The organism is Betaproteobacteria bacterium, assembly GCA_009377585.1.
Taxonomy (GTDB): Bacteria; Pseudomonadota; Gammaproteobacteria; order Burkholderiales; family WYBJ01; genus WYBJ01.
On sequence record WHTS01000044.1, the window covers coordinates 16,381 to 36,491 of the forward strand.

Genomic DNA, 20,111 nt, shown 5'->3' on the forward strand with positions numbered 1-20,111 from the left:
TAAGCCATCAAAGGAACCATGGAGATGATGAAATCTGGAATCGCAGGATCGCTGTTCGCGGCGGTCGGTATGTCAGTGTGGGCCATCGCGGGCGGCGCGCTTGCGCAGTCGTGGCAACCGCAAACGAATGTCGAAATCATTATTGGATCCAGCCCCGGCGGGAGCTTCGATATCACCGCGCGGGCCATGCAGCGGATCTTCGAAACGACCAAGTTGGTGAATCAGTCGGTCACGGTCGTGAACAAACCGGGCGGGAACAATTCCGTCAGCTGGGTGTACCTGAACGGGCATGCCGCCGACGGCCACTACTTGGCGCTTGTCTTCCCGACACTCATTACCAACAAGCTGATGGGCAGAAATCCCATCTCCATCGAAGACGTTACACCGATTGCGCACCTCTACAGCGACTACATTGCATTCGGGGTGCGCGCCGACTCTCCGTTGAAGACGGCAAAGGATGTGGCGGAGGCGCTGCGGAAGGATCCGCAATCGATATCCATGGGGCTTACTGCCGTCGGAACAGCGCACCAGATCACGGCCGCCCGTCTCGCCAAGGCGGCCGGCGTCGATGCCAAGCAGCTGAAGTTCGTAGTGTTCAAGGGCGCGGGCGATGCCAAGACTGCAGTGCTCGGCGGCCACGTCGACGTGGTGATTTCGGCCCCGGCGAGCTTCGCGGGCGACCTCGATGCCGGGAAACTGCGCGTGCTGCTGGTCAGCTCGCCCAAGCGTATGGGCGGCGCACTCGCGGGCATCCCGACATTGAAGGAGCAGGGGTACGATATCGTCGTGACCAACTGGCGCGGGTTCGCTGGTCCAAAAGGGCTCGATGCGCCCAAGGTCGCCTTCTGGGAAGGCGTCTTCGAGAAGCTCTCCCAGAACGAGGAATGGAATAAGATCCTGCAAAAGTATGGCTGGGAGAACGAATACATGAATAGTCGCGAGTTCGGAAAATTTCTCGCGTCGCAGCGCGAGGAGCTGCAGGCGGAATTTTCCGCGCTCGGTCTGCTGAAGAAATAGCGGCTCCCTAGTTCATGCGCTGCTGCAGCTCCATTGCCTGATCGAGGTACCGTCATGCCTGAGATAGAGAAATATTCAGACGCCTTTTACTCCATGGCTTGGTATGGCCCGAAGGGCTATCCCGAACATCTCAATTCGGGCCGGTGCTATATCACGGGCCTGCTTGGAATGCTGCGTTATCACGGCGAACCGGATGTGCTATTCGCCGATGGAACCAGCGGCGACGGATTTTCGTTCCGTTGGTGCCCCGCATGGGGTGCCCCCGCCTTCAATGGCGGCAAAGGCGCTTTCCACGAGATCTGGGAATACACGCCACGTGCGCTGGGGTTCGTCGGCCACTGGGAAGAGGACCATGAGGGCGGCTGGGAGGAAGCGTGGGAGAAGCTTCGCTCGCTCATCGACCGTGGCATTCCTGTTCAGATTGCAACGCATTACAGCGTGATCCGTCCATACGGGGATGCGACATCGCCCGCCCTGGCGCTGCGCGGTACACGTCCCGGCAACAAGTATGCTTCCGGGCACCATATCATGGTGACCGGCTACGATGCGGAGCGAGGCACGGTCACCATCTACGAGCCTAACGACGTTCTGCCGCACGCGCGTTACGCCTGTCCGGTTGCAGCGCTGCGACAGGGCTGGGAGGAGGCGGCGCAGCGTGTCGACAACCGTTATCGCGAATGGAAACACCATCACCCATGGGCGAAGTCATGGAGCCTGCACGACGGGTACGGTCCCTATCAGATGTTGTGGGTCGAGTCGGGGCGCGACCCCAGCTGGGACATTGCCGTCTCCATCAGGCACAGCTTTCGTCGAAACTTGAAGATTCTGCGCGGTGATTATCCGAAGCCATACGCCATGTTCGGCAACCAGTGGATGATTCCGCATTGGGAAACCGGCGCGCCCGGCATGGCGGCCTGCGCCGAAGCCATACGCAATGGCGAGCTGACCGACATCATCGGCCCGATCGGCGAGCGGCGGCAGCTGTTCGCACAGGGGCAGATTCCGAACCACGGGGTATTGGGGCGCGTGGCTGCGGCGGGTTACCTCAAGCGCGTTGCGGCGGAGCTCAGCAAACGCAACCTAGCGTCGGACGCGGTGCGCGCGGCCGCCGATCTCATGGGCCAGTCGTCGGAAATCTTCCGCAAGCTGCGCTATGAAGGCGACCTCGAGAGGGCCGGCTCGTTGCTGGCGAGCATCGCCGACAAGGAACTGCAGGCCCTGGCGATGATGGAGCGTGGCTGGGAAGTCGTGCGCACTCTGCCCGCGGAACCTGCGACCACGGCTATCAGCAAAGTCGCCTGAGCGGGGCGAGCGCATTGCACTTCACATGGCGTGCTGCGCCCGCTCTTCTCTTCCCGAAAGCCCTACCTTGCTGCGGTATCCTTTGCCTTGGGACATGGAAGGGCTCGGGAGAGGAAGCGAGCGCTTCGTGCGCTCGATAGCTTCCTCTTTCACAAGATCTTCAACGGATTGATCGAAGCTTGCGTTGATCGATCTTAAACCGGTCTCCGAGCCAATCGGTCACCAGTTCTTGGCCGATGGTCGGATTATCGTGCTGACAGTGGTCTGCTCCCGTTTCCTCGGCCGTAACGATTCGCAGCGTGACGTCCAGCTTCTTTTCGGTTGCATAGGCATAGACCTTGTTGGCGCGTTGTACGCCATTTACGTCATGACCTCCATGCACGATCAGATAGGGACATCGCATCTGCTCCAGGACGCCTTCCAGTTTGAACGGCCGGGTCTTTTCGATCGCCTCGTCAATGGTGTTCGCGCCAAACACCCACATGACATGCCGTGATTTTTCGGGGGACCGTACATCCGGTCGGCTGCTGTATCCCTCATGAATGCTCCATATGGCACCGTGCGATATACAGGCCGATATGCGAGGTTCCATGGAAGCGGCTCGGGCAGCGTAGTAGCCGCCCAGGCTCGATCCGCAAACTGCAATGCGGCCCGGGTCCACGTCCTTGCGCGTGAGGAGCCAGTCAATGCAGCGCCCCACCGGAACCTCGTAGTCGTGCCGTGTGGCAATGCCATGGCGGCGCAACGTTCCGCCCTGTCCCGGCCCATCGAACATCAGGACGGCAATCCCGCGTTGCAGGGCGCCGTGCCCGACCATGAACCAGAGCTCGTCCTTGTACGAGTCCAGCCCCCCGCAACAAATCAGCACGGGCTGGCGATCCCCGCCGTACGGAGACTTCACGAAGTAGCCGTATAGCCCTACGTCGTTTTCGTACGGAATGGTGACCGTTTCTCCCGGGGGATCAAGCTGGGCCAAGTAATTCTTAGACATCGACTCGCACTTCTCGAAGGTGGCGAGTCGACGAGGGTCCTTCGGATCGAGAAAGAATTCGGCATGCCGGTAGTAATTGGCCGCGCGCAGCCAACAGTTCATAGCCGTGCGGATATGCCCTTGCGAGCGCGCCTCCTCGGCCCGACCGCGGTTGCGCTCTGCCACGCGCAACCACTCGTCGTGCCAGGACTCCATGTCACCTGGAATCATCCGGCTCGCGGCCTGAAAGCATTCGCTGACCGCGCCGCCGCCCTCCTGCGTTTCACCCAGCGCTCGGCGCAGCTGAAACGACATGATGGGGTACTCCGGCCAGTGGTGCCAACCATACGGTTCGTAATGCGGTTGGCGATTTTCGGTGATCTGGCTGATCGCCGCCTTTTCAACTTCGTTCATGGCCGTCTCCGTTCATTGGACCTTGGACAATCCGAGATCGGTCAACAGGGAGCGCAACTCATCATACTGCTCGCTCATGAATTTCCGTGTCTCGGCGCTGTCCATGTATGCGTCCGTGAGATAGAACTTTCCAAGCATTTCCTTCCATTCGGTCGTTGCGACCACGCGAGCGAGAACGGTGTCCCAGTAGGCAGCATGCTCAGGGCGCATGCCCTTGGCACCCACGACCATGTGGTAGAACGCTCCTACGGCGTCTACCCCCTGCTCCCGCCACGTGGGAACGTCCGCGAACACGCCGCCCAACCGTTTAGGCGCGGCCAGCGCAATCACCCGGAGTCGACCGGACTGTACATGCGGCAGCAGGATGGCTGGTGTTGCCGACACGACGTCCACGTGCCCGCCTAGCACTTCGGTGGTGGCATTACCGATCGACTTGTAGACAACAATGCGGAGGTCCCGCACCGGTATACCGCTTTTCTTCAAAGGCAGGGCTGCGGCGATATGGTTCATGTTGCCCAAGCCGACGCCGACCGTGATGCTGAGGGACTGCGGATCCTGCCGCAGCCGCTCGATCAAATCCTTGCCGGTCTTGATTGAAGAGTCCGACTTCACCGCCAGCATCATGTATTCCGTATAGAGCAGGGCGAGCGGTGTCATTTCGCTCGGCGGCGTCTTGGTACGGCCAACGATGTGAGCGGTGAGCAATGTCGGCGAGGCCACCATGAGATGATGCCCGCTGTCGGATTGCTGGAGTAGATGGCTGAGTGCGATTGCACCGCCGGCACCCGGCTTGTTCACGACCACCGCCGGCACTGGAATCAGTTGTTTGTCGCGCATGATGTTCTGAAGGAAACGACCGCTTCGGTCGGCCCCGCCGCCGGGCCCCGCACCGATGATGATCTCCACCGGATGCGTCGGCGCCCAGGTTTGGGCAGCTTTCGTTCCGGTTGACGACAAAGCCATTGCCGCGCTCGCGGCAACGAGGACGAACGCGAAGTGTCTCAGGGTTGTTGGCTGCATGCTCTGCCTCGATTGCGTGCTGATCAGATTGCTGAAAGGAGTCCGGCTGCTTGTGAACCGGTCTCTAGATGAGGGGTGCGGCGGCCGACCCCGCGAGCTTCGACTGGTCGATTCCGAAGCGGTCCGCAAGCCAGTCGCCGACGATCTCCTGGCCGATGGTCGGATTGTCGTGTTGACAATGGTCGGCGCCGGTCTCCTCGGCCGTGACCGAATAAAAGGTCACGTCGACGCCTTGCGTCTTCGCGTGCTCGAAAACTCTACGCGCGCGTTCGACGCCGCCGGTATCGAATCCGCCGTGAACGATGAGGTAGGGGCATTTCATCCGGTGAAGGACGTCCCATAGCCGCGCGTCGCGCATGTGCTCTCTCGCTTGCGCCACGCTCTGTGCGCCGGAAATCCATTTGATCTGGAACGCCATGTGGTAGTTCTCTCCGCGTTCCGCCCACAGCTGGTATACGTCGCCATTTCCGCCGTGCGAGACGCAGGCCGCAAGGCGCGGCTCGAAACATGCTGCGCGGGCAGCGTAATAACCGCCCAGGCTGGATCCGGATACCGCGATTCGCGACCGATCCACGTCGCTTCTCGTCTCGAGGTAGTCGATGCAGCGCGCGACAGGAACTTCGTAATCGTGCCGTGTCCGGATGCCTTGTCGCCGAAGGCTGGCGCCTTGCCCCGGCCCGTCGACCATAAGCACGGAAACGCCCCTCTGCACTGCACCCCGGCCGACCATGAACCAGAGCTCGTCCTTGAACGAATCGAGTCCGCCGAAGCAGATCAGGACCGGATGCCGGCCACCGGCATAGGGCGTGGGAACGAAGTAAGCAGCGAGCGTCTTTCCCTTCTCGTAGGGAATGTCGATCACTTCGCCCGGCGGGTTGAGTCGGCTGAAGTATTTCCGTGACATCGCCTCGCACAAGTCGAAGGTCGCCATACGGCGCGGATCGTCCGGTGGCACGTAAAACTCCGCATGACGGTAGTAGTTGGCCGCGCGTAACCAGCAATTCATTGCGGTCCGGATATGGCCCGCGCTCTCGGCCGCGTCTCCGCGTCGTCGATTCCGTTCCGCTACCTCGAGCCATTCCGCATGCCAGCTTTCCTTGTCCCCCGGACGCATCCGGGATGCCGCCTGAAAGCATTCGCTGACCGCTCCGCCGCCCTCCTGCGTTTCACCCAGCGCCCGGCGAAACTGAAACGACAAGGGCGGGTATTCAGGCCACTGATGCCAGCCGTACGGTTCGAAATGTGGATCCTTCCTATCAGTAATAACGTCTATCAGCTTTTTCTCGATGCTTTCCATTGATACTCGTTCCGTGTCATGAGACGGGCGCTACATTGTGTTGGTACGCTTATCGGGATCGAACTCAAACATACATGTCGATTGTAAGTGCACATACCGGCCATAACCCAGGATTTGCGTTTGCATCTTCGGTGCAATCCTCTCAAGGTGCGCCCGATACGATGTGCCTCGCTCAAATCCGCGCCGCCGTAAGGCGCGGTGCCGAGGATGGCAAGCATTTCCGCCAACCAGCGGTAATGGTCGGGGAAGTAGGTGAAATGCGCCGGCTCGTTTTTTGTTGGACCTGCGGCTTCGGTCAAAATAGAATCCGGAAGTGGTCGTGCTCATGTTCTCAGCTCGGCGTGCAGCCTAGCATATCGCGCGGCTCGTCAGACGTTCACCGATATCGCGATCCGAGCGCATTCAGCAGGGTGCTTTTTTGGGTTAGATTCGGGGCATGCCCCCAGTGTTGCGGATTCCCAAATGAAGCCACCGATTCAGGCCACGGTTTTCTTGCTGTTCGTTGTCTGCACCGCGGCTTGCGCACAGTACCCGGAGATTTACCCGAACCGGCTCGTCCGTTCCGACCATGCATGAGGCCGGTCTCGATCGCTTCATCGCGAACTCATGGTACGGCTTGTTCGTGCTGGCAGGTACGTCGAAAGACATCGTGACTCGGCTGAATGTAGCGCCTGTCAAGGCGCTACGCAGCGATGACCCCGCGCCGCCCTGGCGGCGCAAGGCACCGATACGGTTGGCAATGATCCTGCCGAGTCGCCGCACATATTCAAAGTGAACTGGCGAAATGGTAGCAGGCGGTGAAGGACGCCGCGTCAAACCCGAGTGAAGTCGCCGGAGCATCGACTGGCGGTGCGCAACGTGCCGCCACTATATCTTATTGGCGCGAACGATAGTAGCGAGCGAGCAGGCTCGGTCGCATCGAGTAACTGAACCAAAGGAAACGACCATGAAGTGGGTCAAGTACGAGCGCGAAGGCGCGATAGTCATCATCACCATGAATCGGCCCGACCGATTGAACGCCTGGGGCGTGGACACCGCGCGCGACTTGGGCGAGGCGTTCCAGCGCTACAACGATGACGACGAGGCACGCGTGGCGATCCTGTGCGGGGCGGGCCGCTCGTTTTGCGCCGGCGGCGATGCCAAGGATTACAGGGAACGACAAGCGCCGTGGAGCCAGTCGCCCCAGGACGAGATGGGCATATTCGGCCGAGGCAAGCTATTCAAGCCCGTCATCGCCGCTATCCAGGGGCACTGCTTGGGCGCCGGCCTGTTGCTGGTCGCCATGCGCTGCGACATTCGCATCGCTGCTGACAACGCTCAGTTCGGCTTGCCCGAGGTCCAGGTCGGCATCATGAACTGCGAGGTGGGTATGTCCAACCAGGCTATCCCGCTGTGCATAATGATGGAGTTGACCATGACGGCGGACCCGATCAGCGCACAGCGTGCGTACGAAGTCGGTATGATCAACAAGGTGGTGCCGGCGACCGATCTCATGGCCGAATGTCGAAAGATGGCCGAACGCATCGCGAAGAATGCACCGACCGCTATCCGTCTCAGCAAGGAAGTTCTGCTCAAGGCCTACGAGGTGCGGGCAGAGGCCAAGCGGCTGGAAAGTGAATTGTTCCAGCAATCATCCAGCTCGCATGACGCGATCGGCGGGTTTAGCGCCGTCGCGAACAAGCAGAAACGCGTCTGGTAAGGCGCGGCGATGGCCGAGACCGTCAAACCTCTCACCGGCATTCGGGTGCTCGACCTCACGACGGCGCTATCCGGGCCCTATGCGAGCCAGCTCATGGCTGACCTCGGCGCCGACGTGGCCAAGGTCGAAAGCATTACACATTCGGACAATACACGTGGTGTGCACCCCTTCATTGGCGAGGTCAGCCACTACTTCGTCGCGATCAACCACGACAAGCGCAGCCTGCAGCTGGATCTGAAGCAAGGTGCAGACAAGAAAATGCTATTGCGCCTGGTCGAGAAGGCGGACGTTATTCTAAGCAACCTGCGCGCGGGTGCGCTCGACGCGCTGGGCCTTGGATGCGGCGTGCTCGCAGCCCGCAACCCGCGACTCATTCAGTGCCTGATCTCCGGCTTCGGTCAGACCGAGAGCGCCTATCGCAGGAAATCCGCGTTCGACGCGACCATGCAGGCGATGACTGGCTTCATGAGTGTGACGAGCGAACCCGAGGGCGGGCCCTTGCGATGTGGCGTCTCCATCGGCGACATCATTCCGGCGGTTTTCGCGGTGCAGGGAATCACGACGGCACTCTACAACCGCGAGCGAACCGGCAAGGGCGAGGTGGTCGACGTGGCGATGTTCGACTGTCTCTTCAGCGCGCTCTCGTACTACATCACGCTCACCCAGGCGACGGGAGCGTCGCCGGCGCCCTCGGGTACGACGCACGCATCTGTGGCCCCGATGGGACGTTTCCAGGCAAGCGATGGCTGGCTGATGATAGCCGCCTTCACCGAGGGTTTCTGGCGCAACCTTTGCCGGGCGATCGGTCGGCCCCATTGGGCCGAGGACTCCCGCTTCATCACGATGAAGGAGCGGTTAGCCAATCGCGACCTGCTGATGGACGAGCTGAGCGTGGTATTCCGGACCAGGACCCGGACTGAATGGCAGGCGATCCTGGACGAGTACGACGTGCCACACAGCCCGGTACTCAACGTTCTCGACGTGCTCCATCATCCAGTGGTGCAGGAGCGCAATTTGTTGCGGCCTCAAGCGCTGCCAGGCGGTGGCACTGTCCAGGTCAGCCGCCAGCCGGTGGTCTACGGAGCGCAAGTGCCGGATGTGCAACCTGCGAGGCCCGCGCCGGCATTGGGACAACATTCCGAGGAAATCATCCGGGAGTGGTTGCGCGAATGAGTCCTGAAAGTGGACTTCCGCCGCAGGCCATGTCGATCGGGTGCGCATAAACCAGGCGCCTGGTGGCTACGGCACGATCACGATCTTACCCGTCACCCTGCGCTGCGCGATAGCTTCCAGCGCGCGCGGCGCGTCCGCGAGGGTGTACCGGGCCGTAACGACCGGATCCAGCTTGCCGGCGCGAATCCAGTCGACCATTTCCGCGACGTTGGCGCGGCCCCCGGCTGCATTGCGGCGCGAATAGGTATCCCATGCCACGCCGACCAACGAGCAGCCCTTCAGAAGGGGCAAATTGGTCGGAATCCGTGGTATCTCCCCACTCGTAAAACCCACGACCAGATAGCGTCCCAGCCAGGCCATCGAGCGGACCGCGGGTTCGGCGTATTGGCCACCGACGGGGTCCAACAGGACGTCGACTCCACGCCCTTCGGTCAGTGCTTTGACTGCCTCGCGAAAATCCTGTTTCTGATAGTCGACGAGATGATCTGCGCCATGCTTGCGGCATGTTGCCAGCTTCTCGACCGAAGACGCACATGCGATGACCGTGGCGCCCATTAATTTGCCGAGCTGCACGGCGGCCAGCCCGACGCCGCCGGCTGCCCCGAGAACCAGCAGAGTCTCACCGGGCTGCAAACGGCCTCGATCTTTCAGCGCGTGGTAGCTGGTGCCGTAGGCGAGCGGAAAGGCAGCCGCGGTAGTGAAATCCATGTCCTTGGGAATGCGCCAGAACCGGTCGGCCGGTACGATCGCTTCTTCCGCGAATCCGCCATAGCGCAGCATCGCGATGCCCGCGTCACCGACCGCCAGCCCGGTGACCCCGTCGCCCAGCGCGGACACGACGCCGGCGATTTCGTATCCCGGCGAGAACGGAAGGGGAGGGCGAAACTGGTACTTGTTCTGAATCATCAGGACGTCGGGAAAATTCACTCCGGCTGCCCTAACGGTTACGCGAACTTCGTCCGATCCCGGCTCGGGCGTCGGGACGTTTTCCATGACGAGGCCGCTGGGTCCTCCGTAATCCTTGCACAATACGGCGCGCATCGAACGAGCTCTCCTGTGCTACGGTCAATCCGATTTCTTGCGGAACTGAGGCGGACGTTTCTCCATGAAGGCTTTCACGCCTTCCTTCGACTCCTCCGTCTGGTAGTAGAGATTCAGGGCCTGGAAGCCGAGGCTGCCGATTCCACGCATGGAATCGGTCGCTGCGTTGAAGGAGCTCTTCGCAATGGCGATGGCCGTGGGGCTCTTCTCCAGAATCTCGGCGCACCACTTGTCGATCTCCTGATCGAGCTGATCGTGAGGCACGACGGCGTTGCACAAGCCCATCTGCAGCGCCTGCTCGGCGTTGTAGCGTCGGCACAGGTACCATATTTCGCGCGCGCGCTTCTCCCCGATCACCGAAGCAAGATACGCGGTTCCCCAGCCGGGGTCGACAGACCCTACCTTGGGACCGACCTGCCCGAAGATTGCCTTTTCCGAAGCGATGGTGAGATCGCAAAGCGTGGCGAGTACGTTGCCGCCGCCGATGGCGTAGCCTTGAATCCGCGCGATCACCGGTTTGGGCACTTCCCGCATCACGCCGTGCAGCTGCTCGATCGGCATGCCGATCGTTCCACGCCCATCGTACTGCCCGTCGTGCGCCGACTGGTCTCCGCCCGTGCAAAACGCGCGTTCTCCGGCGCCACCGAGCACAATTACGCCGATGTCGCGATCCCAGCCCGCGTTCGAGAACGCGTCAATCAATTCCTCAACGGTCTGACCACGGAACGCGTTCATGACCTTCGGCCGGGCGATCGTGATGCGCGCGATGCCGTCCTTCTTCTCCAAACGTATATCCTGATATGTCATCGTCTGCTCCCGTTAACCGTGCATGGTGAGACCGCCGGAGACGCTGATTGTCTGTCCGGTGATGAAGGCAGCATCGTCGCTTGCCAGGAAAGCGACGATGCCGGGGTAATCGTCCGGCTGTCCGAGGCGCCGCATCGGGATCGCGCGCGTCAGGCCGTCGATGAGCTTTGCGCCCGCCTCGCCCTCATCCGCGAACGATCGCAGCAGCGGGGTATCGGTGGGACCCGGACAAACGGCATTCAACTGGATATTGTGGCGTGCGTGCTCGCGTGCGAGCGTCTTTGTGAAAGCGATGATGCCGCCTTTGCAGGCGGAGTAGACCGATTCGCCCGATGAGCCAACGCGGCCCGCGTCCGAGGCGATGTTGATCACGCGCCCGCGCTTGCGGGCGACCATTCCAGGCAGCACGGCGTGGTGCATGTTGATCGGTCCATACAGATTGATGTCGATCAGCTGCTTCCACAGCTCGGGAGTCGAGGCCAGGAATGGGGCGGCCTTGTCCCATCCGGCATTGTTCACCAGTGCATCGATCGGGCCGGCATCGGCTTCGAATGCCCGGACGGCTGTCTGAATCGCGGCGAGGTCGGTGATGTCGACCGTGTAACCGTACGCCTTGCCTCCCGCCCGGCGGATGTCGCTTGTCGTTTCATCTGCCGCGCTCGCGTTCCGGTCCAGGACGCCGACCACGCAGCCCTCTGCTGCCAGCCGACGGGCAATGGCTTTGCCGATTCCGCTGCCGGCACCGGTAACGATGGTGATCTTGCCTCCGAGCCCTTTCATGGAACCTCCAATGGATGCATCTTCATCGATGCAGATTCGCTGCAACCTCGGGGCCGCAGCTGTCCGTATCAGCGCACTCAGCATTTCAAAGCGAGCCGGTATCCTTCCTCGATCGCACGGCGGGCGTCGATCGCGACAGCATCGCGTGCACCTCCGATCAAATGTACCGGCACCCCCAGGGCTTCGAGTTCGCTCGCCGGAGGATGGATCGCCTCCTGGCCGGCGCAGACGACGACGTCGTCTACTGCAATGGACTGCGCCTTTCCCTGGACGGAGAAGTGCAGCCCGGCATCGTCCACGTGCCGGTATTCGCATCCGGTCAGTATGGTGACGTTGCGACGCTGGAGCGCCGTGCGGATGATCCAGCCCGTGGAGATACCGAGCCGCGCAGCCGGACGGCCCGGCGCGCGCTGGAATAAATGCACGGCGCGCTGCGCAGGCGCCGGCCGCGCAGGTGCGATGCCGCCGGGCATGTTCACGCTCCGGACGACGCCCCACTCGCGATAGAACTGCTGCTCGTCAGCCGCGGCGGTTGCAGTGAGGTATTCGGCAATATCGAAGGCGATGGCGCCGGCGCCGATCACGGCCACGCGCTCGCCTGGCACGACGCAGCCTTTCAGGACTTCGGGATACCACGAGACCTTTGGGTGATCGAGTCCGCCGAAACGAGGTTTGCGCGGCACGACCCCCGTGGCAAGCACGATGCGATCGAAGAACCCGTCGCGCGTCAACTCTGCGGTGAGCGCAGTGGCCAGCCGAAGCTCTATGCCGAGACGGCGCACTTCGTGGTCGTAGTATGCCAGCAGGGATGCGAACTCCTCCTTGCCCGGCACCCGGCAAGCGAGCTGCAGCTGACCTCCGATGCGGATTTGCGACTCGAATAGCGTCACTGCATGACCGCGAGCTGCGGCCGTAATGGCGAAGGCGAGACCTGCCGGTCCCGAACCGCCGACCGCGATGCGTTCACGCTTGCTCGCCAGAGCGGCAGGGTAGTCCAGTTCGCGTCCCGCGCGAGGATTGACCAGACAAGTCGCGATGCGATCGGTGAAGATGTAGTCGAGGCATGCCTGATTGCATGCGATGCATGGTGCAATGCTCGCCGCCCGCCCGGTGCCTGCCTTGAGCAGAAAATCGGGATCGGCCAGCAGCGGCCGTGCGAGCGCGACGAGATCGGCCTCGCCCAGCGCAAGTATGTCTTCGGCGAGCTTCGGCGTATTGATTCGGTTCGATGCGACGACCGGTATCGACACTGCGCCTTTGAGGCGCGCCGCGGCGAAGCGCCATGCCCCGCGTGGCACCATGTGAGCGACCGTCGGTACACGCGACTCGTGCCAACCGATTCCGGTGCTCAAGGCGTTCGCACCGGAGCGTTCCAACGCGCTGGCGAGCGCCGCGGTTTCCTCGGCTGTTGCCCCGTCCTCGACCAGGTCCAGCGCGGATATGCGGTACAGGATGGCGAATTGCGGGCCCAGCCTTGCGCGCATGCGCCCGACGACCTCGAGCGCAAAACGCATGCGATTCTCGGCGCTTCCGCCCCACGCGTCACGGCGGTTGTTGGTGCGCCGGGCAGTAAACTGGTTGATGAGATAGCCTTCGGATCCCATCACGTCGACGCCGTCGTATCCGGCTGCCTGCGCGAGGATGGCACACTCGACATAGTCCTCGATCGTGCGCTCGACCTCGTCGGCACGCAGCGGGCGCGGGGTGAAACGGTTGATAGCGGCCGGTACGTTGGAAGGGCCTACTGCGGCGTCATGCTTTGCGTAGCGGCCTGCGTGCAATATCTGCATCACGATGGCGCTGCCGGCCTCGTGTACCGCCGCGACGATAGGCGCGTGGTCGCCCACCGCGCTCTCGCGGTCGAGCACCGCAGCGCCGGGCTCCATGCGGCCCTCGTAGTTCGGCGACACACCTCCCGTGACAATGAGCGAGGCGCCGCCTCGTGCGCGTTCGGCGTAGAACTGAGCGAACGCACCGGAGCCTTTCCCAGCCAGCGGCAGGCGCGTGTGCATCGAGCCCATCACGAGTCGGTTACGCAGCAAGAGCGGTCCCACCCGAAGCGGCGAAAGCAGCAACGGGTAAGTTTCTGCCGGGTGCACGGAGTCTTCGGCCGCCCCAGCCATCACGTGATCCGAATGTGCGCCCAGCGAACCCGCCGCACGTACGAGCTCTCGGCCTGACCCGATAGCAGCGAGCGGCCGCCGTCGGGCGATTCGCGGCTGTGCGTGCAGGTGACCGGGTTCATCACGCTTCCGGAGGCTGCACGCCGCTCATTGTTTCGATATCGGCGTCGGAGTATCCCAGCCCGCGCAGCACGCCGTATGTGTGCTCGCCAAGCCGCGGCGGAACGAGCCGGATGCTGCCCGGTGTACGTCCGAACTGCGTGGCTATTTCGGTCGTCACCATCGGACCTTCGCTGGGATGATCGTAGTGACGAAAGAATCCGGTTTCCCGAAGATACGGATCGTTCGCCATGGCGGCGAATGTGTTCACGCGTCCGTTCGGCAAATCGGCCGCATCGAGCAGTCGTTGCCATTCGGCGCTGGTCTTGTCCTTCAGCCGTTCGGCGAGAATCGCGTAGAGCGCGTCGATGTGGTGGGTGCGCGCTTCCAGCTTTGCGAAGCGCCCATCCGAGGCAAGCTCCGGTCGTCCGATCACTTCGAACACCCGGCGCCATTGATCGTCACTTACCGCGAGCATGCAGATGTGGCCGTCGCGGGTGGCATAGGGCCGCCGATGCGCGGAAAACATCCGGGTATAGCCCAAGTCCTCCCGCTCGGCGCCAAAGAAATCCGTCCATAGATGCTCGACCAGATTGAACGACAGCATGGTCTCGAACATCGGCACTGCGACTTCCTGACCTTCTCCGGTGCGCTCGCGGCAGAACAGCGCCATCCCGATCGCCGAAGCCAGCGCATGTGCACAGAACTTGTCGGCCAGGATCATGGGTGCATAGCGCGGCTCGCCGATGCTGCGCGCCATCATCGCCGCCACACCGCTCTCGCCTTGAATGACGTCATCGAAGGCGGGTCTCTCGCGGTGAGGCCCATCGGTTCGGTATCCGGGCCCGCACGCGTAGACGATGCGCGGGTTTCGCGCGCTGATGGCCTGGTAGGACATGCCCAGCCGCTCCGCTGTGCTGGGGCGCACGCTGTGGATGAGCACATCCGAGCTCTCGACCAGGCGCAACAACGCCGTGCGGGCGTCTGGCCGCTTCAGGTCTAGTACGATGCTGCGCTTGTTGCGGTTGGTGTTCAGGAACAACGACGCCATGCCGGTATGGCGCGATCGTCCGGTATGGCGCATCGGATCGCCCCCGGGCGCCTCGATCTTGATCACGTCGGCGCCCATGTCGCCGAGGATCTGCGCAGCGAGCGGGCCTAGCACGTTGATGGTCAGATCGAGAACCCGGATGCCCGCCAGTGGGCCGCTCATGGTCACTGACACCGGATCAAGCAGGTTTTTGCTTGCATTTGATCATGCGCAGTGGCGTGTAGACGAGCGCCACCGTACCGTCCTGCTTCACCACGCGATTGCTGGTGCGCACCAGTCCCCGGCCGGGCTTGCTTTGGCTCAAGCGCGACTCGGTCACTTCGCACTCGACATGGATCGTGTCGCCGGCGAACACCGGGCTCTTGACGTCCAGTTGCATGTTGAGAAAGGCATAGCCGGTATGCTGCATCGTGGACTGTACGAGCAATCCCTCGGCGAAGGTGTATACCAGCGCTGCCGGAGCGAGGCGTCCCTTGATGTCGGATTCCAAGCGCAGGAATTCGATGTTGGTGAAGAGCACCTCGACCATGCCGGTGCAGTTGACGAAATTGACGATGTCGGTTTCGGTCACCGTGCGGCCGATCGTCTTGAACTTCCGGCCCAGCGGAAGATCCTCGAAGTGAAAGCCCAGCCCTACTGTATCCATATCGACTCCCGAGAGATGCTATAGGCGTAAGCGCTCAACGCCGCGCCGGCTTGCCGAGCAAGCTGTTCGCGATGATGTTGCGCTGTATCTGGTTGGTGCCCTCGATGATCTGCAATACCTTGGCGTCCCTGAAATAGCGCTGAATAGGAAACTCGGCCGATACGCCGGCCGCGCCGAAGAGCTGCACCGCATCGGTGGCGACGCGCATCGCGACATCGGTGGCGAAGCATTTGGCCATCGCAGCCACGGGCGCAAGCGCGGGTCCGCCGACGCCGGCATCGACCAGCGCCGCGGCGCGGTACATCAGCTGGCGGGCGGCTTCGGTCTGCATCGCCATGTCGGCGACCATCCAGCGAACGCCCTGAAAGTCGCTGACGGATTGTCCGAAGGCGCGCCGGTCCTGGATGAATTCGATGGCATGATCCAGTGCGCCCTGCGCGAGTCCCACGCCGCGTGCCGCGATGATCGGGCGCGACTGGTTGAATGCTTCCATCACCACCTTGAAGCCCAGACTGGCGTCGGAGCCCAGGCGGTCCTCGTCTGGAACAAACACGCCATCGAGAAACAGCGGGCAGGACGGAATGCCCCGTGCGCCCATCTTGTCCTCTTTGCGGCCGACTACGAAACCGGAAGCTTCTTTCTTGACGATGAACAGCCCGATCGCAGGCTTTCCTGTTTCGTCCTCGAACTTGGCCGCCACCAGCACGAAATCAGCGGCTGGCGCGTTGGTGCACCAGATCTTGGCCCCGTCCAGGCGATATCCGTCGGCAACTTTGGTCGCCCGGGTCCTGATCCCCCGCACGTCCGAACCGCTCTGCGGCTCGGTGGTGGAAAACGCGGCCCGAAGCTCACCGGTGGCGAGGCCGGGAAGGTAGCGCTCCTGCTGCGCCTGGGTTCCGCCTGCCAGGATGGCTCCGAAGGGAAGCCACTGTACCACCAGCAGGTAAGCGGTGTTGTAGCAGACCTGTCCGAGCTCCTCCACCGCTATGCAACCCGATAACATGCTGCCGCTGCCGCCGTACTTCGCCGGGAACGGCAGCGTAAAAAGCCCGAGTTCCTTGAGCAACTCGAACATGTCGGCTGGATACTCGGCGTCGCGGTCTATCGCGCTCGCGCGCGCCGCCACTTTCTCGCGGGCCACGCGCCGGATCAGGTCCTGGATCTGACGCTGTTCGTCCGTCAGTGTGTAGTTCATCGGAGCAGCAGCCCCTGAAGATGCGGCGGGGCCGTGAAAGGATCACAAATATTGAACGGTGTTCGGTATAATGAACGCCCGGTCTCGCGCTGTCAATGTCGAAAGGTGTCGAACGGCCACCATCGACATCGTCGCGCGGGCCTGACGAGGAGGATCGACTTGGAACATCATGACAATTCGCCGCGCTCGCTCGCGCGCGTGCTCGGCGTTTTCGACGCCATTGCGCACGCAGCCGACGGGATGACGCTGGCGCGCCTGAGTGCCGAGCTCGAATCGCCCAAGAGCAGCCTGCTGACCTTGTTGCGGCCGTTGGTGATGAAAGGATATCTCACGCACGACGGCGGCACCTACCGCCTCGGACCCGCGATCTTCCGGTTGGCGGCAGATATCCTGTCCATGCGCAGCTTTCCGAAGCTGATACGCCCGTTCATGCAGCAGCTCATGGAGCGCAGTCAGGAATCGGTATATCTGGCGGTGATCGACAAGGCCGCACGCTGTGTGACCTACGTCGAGGGCGTCGAAAGCCCGCAGCCGGTACGTTACATGGCGCCACTCGGCGCGCCGCGACCGCTGTACTGCTCGGCGGCCGGCCGTGCACTCCTTGCCCATACCGACGAGCAATGGCGCGAGCAGTACCTGAAAACCGTGACTCTCAAGCCCATGACCGACCGCACGCTCACCAATCGCGCGGAACTGCGCAAGGAGATCGAGAAGATCCGCAAGACGGGTTTGGCGATCAGCATAGGCCAGGCAATTCCCGGCGCAGCCGGGCTCGCAGCGCCGATTTTCGACGCACATGGCAATGTGCCGGCCGCATTGCTGATCGGCGCGCCGGTAGACCGGTTCGAGCGCAACCTGCCGTCATTGCGCAAGCTGATGAAGGAAGTCGCGACGCAAGCCTCCGGAATCTTTCCCGGTCTCCCGGGCTAGCGGATGAGCGGTTTGGCACCGGCGGCGAGGAAGAAGGTTTGCGCCCCGCAGCGTAAGCGGACCGCATGCCTATTCCGCGACTCGGTCGAGCGCAGTCGCGCACTTACGTCGACTCGATCCGGCATATGGAGCAGGAGCACACGCCGTACTATCGTGCAGGACTTGCGGAGCCCGGGTAACCGTGCCTCCTCAGCTCCTTGACAGGTCATGGTCGCACCTCGACAATTCTGAACAGCGTTCGTATTTCTAAACGCGCCGATTCACCCTGCCCATTCCGACCAAGCGCTCGCATCGATGACGTTCACCTCCTTCAGCTTGGCCGACATCGAAATGCCGTCTCATATCGAGGCTCTGCGGGAAGAAGTCCGGGCATTTCTGCGCAGCGAGCGCGAGGCGGGAACGTATGTTCGCGAGCCGGCGGGCTGGGATCGCTACGATGCGGCTTTCAGCCGCAAGGTCGCTGCGCGCGGGTGGATCGGCATGACCTGGCCGCGCCAGTACGGCGGCCACGAACGTACAACGCTCGAGCGCTACGTCGTCACTGAAGAGCTGCTCGCAGCCGGTGCGCCGGTGAGGGCGCATTGGCTCGCAGACCGGCAATTCGGCCCGCTGTTGCTGGCGGCCGGTTCGGAATCGCAGAAGCGCACGTATTTGCCCAGGATCGCCGCTGGCGAATGTTTCGTGTGCGTCGGCATGAGCGAGCCGGATTCAGGTTCCGATCTTGCGTCGATCCGGACCAGCGCGGTGGCGGTCGAGGGCGGCTGGCGCGTGAGCGGGCGCAAAGTGTGGACGAGCTATGCGCACATGGCGCATATCATGAATCTGTTCGCCCGCACGACGCCTTTCGATTCCAATAATCGACATGCTGGCGTGACCCAGTTCATCGTCGAGTTGAACTCGCCGGGAATATCGATCAGGCCGATCATAAACCTTGCAGGCGATCATGACTTCAACGAGGTCCTGTTCGACGAGGTGTTCGTGCCTGGCGAAAACGTGATCGGAGACGTCGGCAACGGTTGGAAGCAGGTGTCGGGTGAGCTCACTCACGAGCGGGCAGGCTCGGAGCGCTGGCTGAATGCGTATGGGGTGCTGGTGCACCTGTTGCAGAGCGCGGGCGCGCAGCCGGAGCCGCGGGCGGCCGAGCGCATCGGACGTCTCGTCTCCCATCTGTGGACGCTGCACCGTATGTCCTTTTCACTCGCCGGTCTGCTCAATCGCGGCATTACGCCGCACGTCGAGGCCGCCTTGGTGAAGGACTTGGGCAATCAGTTCGATCAGGATATTCCGGAGACCGCGCGCGCGGTTCTGCAGGAGGAGGATCGCGCCTGCCTGCCGGCGGACGATCGCTTCAATGCGATGCTGGATCGCGCGCTGCTCTATGCCCCGTCGTATCCCATCCGCGGGGGCACCCGCGAAATCCTGCGCGGCATCATTGCGCGCGGGTTGGGGTTGCGATGAGCGAAGTTCGCGATCTCCTCCTGGAAAGTGCGAACCGAGTCTTCTCGGATCACTGTACGCGCACAGCGATGCAGACCGCCGAGGCGGGGAATTGGCCCGCTGCGCTATGGCAGGCCCTGGAGCAAACCGGTCTGGCCGCGGCGGGTGCCTCCGAGACGCGCGGCGGAGCCGGTACCGACATCGCCGACCTGTGCGCGCTGGCCCGCGTGGCCGGATCCTGGGCGGTACCTATGCCGCTGATCGAGACGTGGCTCGCGGAGCAGATGCTTGCCGCGGCCGGAATGCAGCCGATACAGGGTCCGCTGAGCATGGGCCCGGTGCTGCGCCGCGACCACGTGCGTCTCGAGCGTGACGGCGCACGCTGGGTGCTGTCGGGCGCGATGAAGCGCGTGCCGTGGGCGCGCGATGCCTCGGCGCTGGTCGTTGCTGCGGATACCGTCGAGGGAACGCGGACAGTGGTGGTGCGCGACGTGCCGGGTGTGGCCGAAGACTGGAACTATGCGCGCGAGCCGCGCGATTCCGTGCGGCTGGACGGGTGCCAGCTGTCCGACGAATGCGTCGGCCCGATCGATCGCGGCATGGGGCGCGCCGAGCTCTTCTTCCGCGGCGCGCTGTTTCGCTCCCAGCAGATGGCTGGGGCCATGGAACGAGTGCTCGAGCAAACCGTAGCTTATGCCGAGGAGCGCATTCAGTTCGGGCGTCCGATCGGGAAGTTCCAAGCCGTGCAGCAACAAATTGCGGCGCTGGCATCGCAGGTCGCCGCGAGCACAGCCGCGGCCCAGGCTGCTGCGGAGGCGAATGCGGAGGGCCTCGCGCGATTCGAGATTGCCGCAGCCAAGGCGCGCATCGGCGAGGCGGTGTCGACTGTCGCCAGTGTGGCCCACCAGGTACATGCAGCCATGGGCTTTACCCACGAACACTCGCTGCACCGGAGCACACGCCGGTTGTGGGCATGGCGGGACGAGTTCGGCACCGAGTCGGAATGGCAGGCCTGGGTGGGAGTCGTCGCGGCCAGGGTAGGCGGCGAAGGGTTGTGGCCCTATGTCGTCGCGGCTCGCAAGCCGGATCTGGGCGCGCCGCTGCCATAGT

General features: G+C 62.7%; 17 protein-coding genes and 1 pseudogene. 8 read left to right on the forward strand and 10 right to left on the reverse strand.

Features of this window, described 5'->3' with window-relative positions:
- Positions 1-18: 18 nt before the first annotated feature.
- Together GEV05_15165 and GEV05_15170 are read left to right on the forward strand one after the other, a co-directional pair.
- Positions 19-1,017, forward strand: coding sequence for a tripartite tricarboxylate transporter substrate binding protein (locus GEV05_15165; protein MPZ44710.1), 999 nt, complete (start codon positions 19-21; stop codon positions 1,015-1,017).
- 33 nt (positions 1,018-1,050) lie between these two features.
- Positions 1,051-2,319 (forward strand): hypothetical protein, encoded by a 1,269-nt coding sequence (locus GEV05_15170; protein ID MPZ44711.1) that lies wholly within the window; start codon positions 1,051-1,053, stop codon positions 2,317-2,319.
- 160 nt (positions 2,320-2,479) lie between these two features.
- Here GEV05_15170 and GEV05_15175 read toward each other — a convergent pair whose 3' ends face one another.
- From GEV05_15175 to GEV05_15185, 3 genes are all read right to left on the reverse strand, one after another.
- On the reverse strand, positions 2,480-3,703 hold the full coding sequence (locus GEV05_15175) for an alpha/beta fold hydrolase (GenBank protein ID MPZ44712.1): 1,224 nt from the start codon (positions 3,701-3,703) through the stop codon (positions 2,480-2,482).
- Positions 3,704-3,715: 12 nt separating this feature from the next.
- Positions 3,716-4,723 (reverse strand): hypothetical protein, encoded by a 1,008-nt coding sequence (locus tag GEV05_15180; protein ID MPZ44713.1) that lies wholly within the window; start codon positions 4,721-4,723, stop codon positions 3,716-3,718.
- A 64-nt stretch (positions 4,724-4,787) separates the two neighbouring features.
- The gene (locus GEV05_15185) at positions 4,788-6,020 is read right to left on the reverse strand and encodes an alpha/beta hydrolase (protein MPZ44714.1); all 1,233 of its coding nucleotides are present in this window, start codon (positions 6,018-6,020) and stop codon (positions 4,788-4,790) included.
- A gap of 568 nt (positions 6,021-6,588) precedes the next feature.
- Between GEV05_15185 and GEV05_15190 the strand changes: the two genes are divergently transcribed.
- The 3 genes from GEV05_15190 to GEV05_15200 all read left to right on the forward strand — a co-directional run bounded on the left by GEV05_15190 (position 6,589) and on the right by GEV05_15200 (position 8,892).
- Positions 6,589-6,795 (forward strand): hypothetical protein, encoded by a 207-nt coding sequence (locus GEV05_15190; GenBank protein MPZ44715.1) that lies wholly within the window; start codon positions 6,589-6,591, stop codon positions 6,793-6,795.
- Between the two features lie 171 nt (positions 6,796-6,966).
- Positions 6,967-7,719 (forward strand): enoyl-CoA hydratase/isomerase family protein, encoded by a 753-nt coding sequence (locus tag GEV05_15195; GenBank protein MPZ44716.1) that lies wholly within the window; start codon positions 6,967-6,969, stop codon positions 7,717-7,719.
- A 9-nt stretch (positions 7,720-7,728) separates the two neighbouring features.
- Complete coding sequence (locus tag GEV05_15200; GenBank protein ID MPZ44717.1) at positions 7,729-8,892, forward strand: CoA transferase; 1,164 nt, start codon at positions 7,729-7,731, stop codon at positions 8,890-8,892.
- Between the two features lie 66 nt (positions 8,893-8,958).
- Here the strand turns inward: GEV05_15200 and GEV05_15205 are convergent, their stop codons facing one another.
- The 7 genes from GEV05_15205 to GEV05_15235 form a co-directional block, all read right to left on the reverse strand.
- Positions 8,959-9,933, reverse strand: a complete 975-nt coding sequence (locus tag GEV05_15205) for a zinc-binding dehydrogenase (GenBank protein ID MPZ44718.1) — start codon at positions 9,931-9,933, stop codon at positions 8,959-8,961.
- A 24-nt stretch (positions 9,934-9,957) separates the two neighbouring features.
- Positions 9,958-10,740, reverse strand: a complete 783-nt coding sequence (locus GEV05_15210) for a 1,4-dihydroxy-2-naphthoyl-CoA synthase (protein ID MPZ44719.1) — start codon at positions 10,738-10,740, stop codon at positions 9,958-9,960.
- A gap of 12 nt (positions 10,741-10,752) precedes the next feature.
- Positions 10,753-11,520, reverse strand: a complete 768-nt coding sequence (locus GEV05_15215) for a glucose 1-dehydrogenase (GenBank protein ID MPZ44720.1) — start codon at positions 11,518-11,520, stop codon at positions 10,753-10,755.
- A 77-nt stretch (positions 11,521-11,597) separates the two neighbouring features.
- Positions 11,598-13,643, reverse strand: a complete 2,046-nt coding sequence (locus tag GEV05_15220) for an NAD(P)-binding protein (GenBank protein MPZ44721.1) — start codon at positions 13,641-13,643, stop codon at positions 11,598-11,600.
- A 121-nt stretch (positions 13,644-13,764) separates the two neighbouring features.
- Complete coding sequence (locus GEV05_15225; GenBank protein ID MPZ44722.1) at positions 13,765-14,955, reverse strand: CoA transferase; 1,191 nt, start codon at positions 14,953-14,955, stop codon at positions 13,765-13,767.
- A gap of 16 nt (positions 14,956-14,971) precedes the next feature.
- Positions 14,972-15,439 carry an acyl dehydratase gene (locus GEV05_15230; protein ID MPZ44723.1) on the reverse strand — a complete coding sequence of 156 codons (468 nt, stop codon included), beginning with the start codon at positions 15,437-15,439 and terminating at the stop codon, positions 14,972-14,974.
- Positions 15,440-15,473: 34 nt separating this feature from the next.
- Positions 15,474-16,634 (reverse strand): acyl-CoA dehydrogenase, encoded by a 1,161-nt coding sequence (locus GEV05_15235; GenBank protein MPZ44724.1) that lies wholly within the window; start codon positions 16,632-16,634, stop codon positions 15,474-15,476.
- 180 nt (positions 16,635-16,814) lie between these two features.
- Between GEV05_15235 and GEV05_15240 the strand changes: the two are divergent.
- From GEV05_15240 to GEV05_15250, 3 genes and pseudogenes are all read left to right on the forward strand, one after another.
- Positions 16,815-17,564: pseudogene (locus GEV05_15240) on the forward strand (helix-turn-helix domain-containing protein).
- Between the two features lie 294 nt (positions 17,565-17,858).
- Complete coding sequence (locus GEV05_15245; protein MPZ44725.1) at positions 17,859-19,022, forward strand: acyl-CoA dehydrogenase; 1,164 nt, start codon at positions 17,859-17,861, stop codon at positions 19,020-19,022.
- On the forward strand, positions 19,019-20,110 hold the full coding sequence (locus GEV05_15250) for an acyl-CoA dehydrogenase (protein ID MPZ44726.1): 1,092 nt from the start codon (positions 19,019-19,021) through the stop codon (positions 20,108-20,110). The genes GEV05_15245 and GEV05_15250 overlap by 4 nt, the downstream gene beginning before the upstream one ends.
- The last annotated feature ends 1 nt before the right edge of the window (position 20,111 follow it).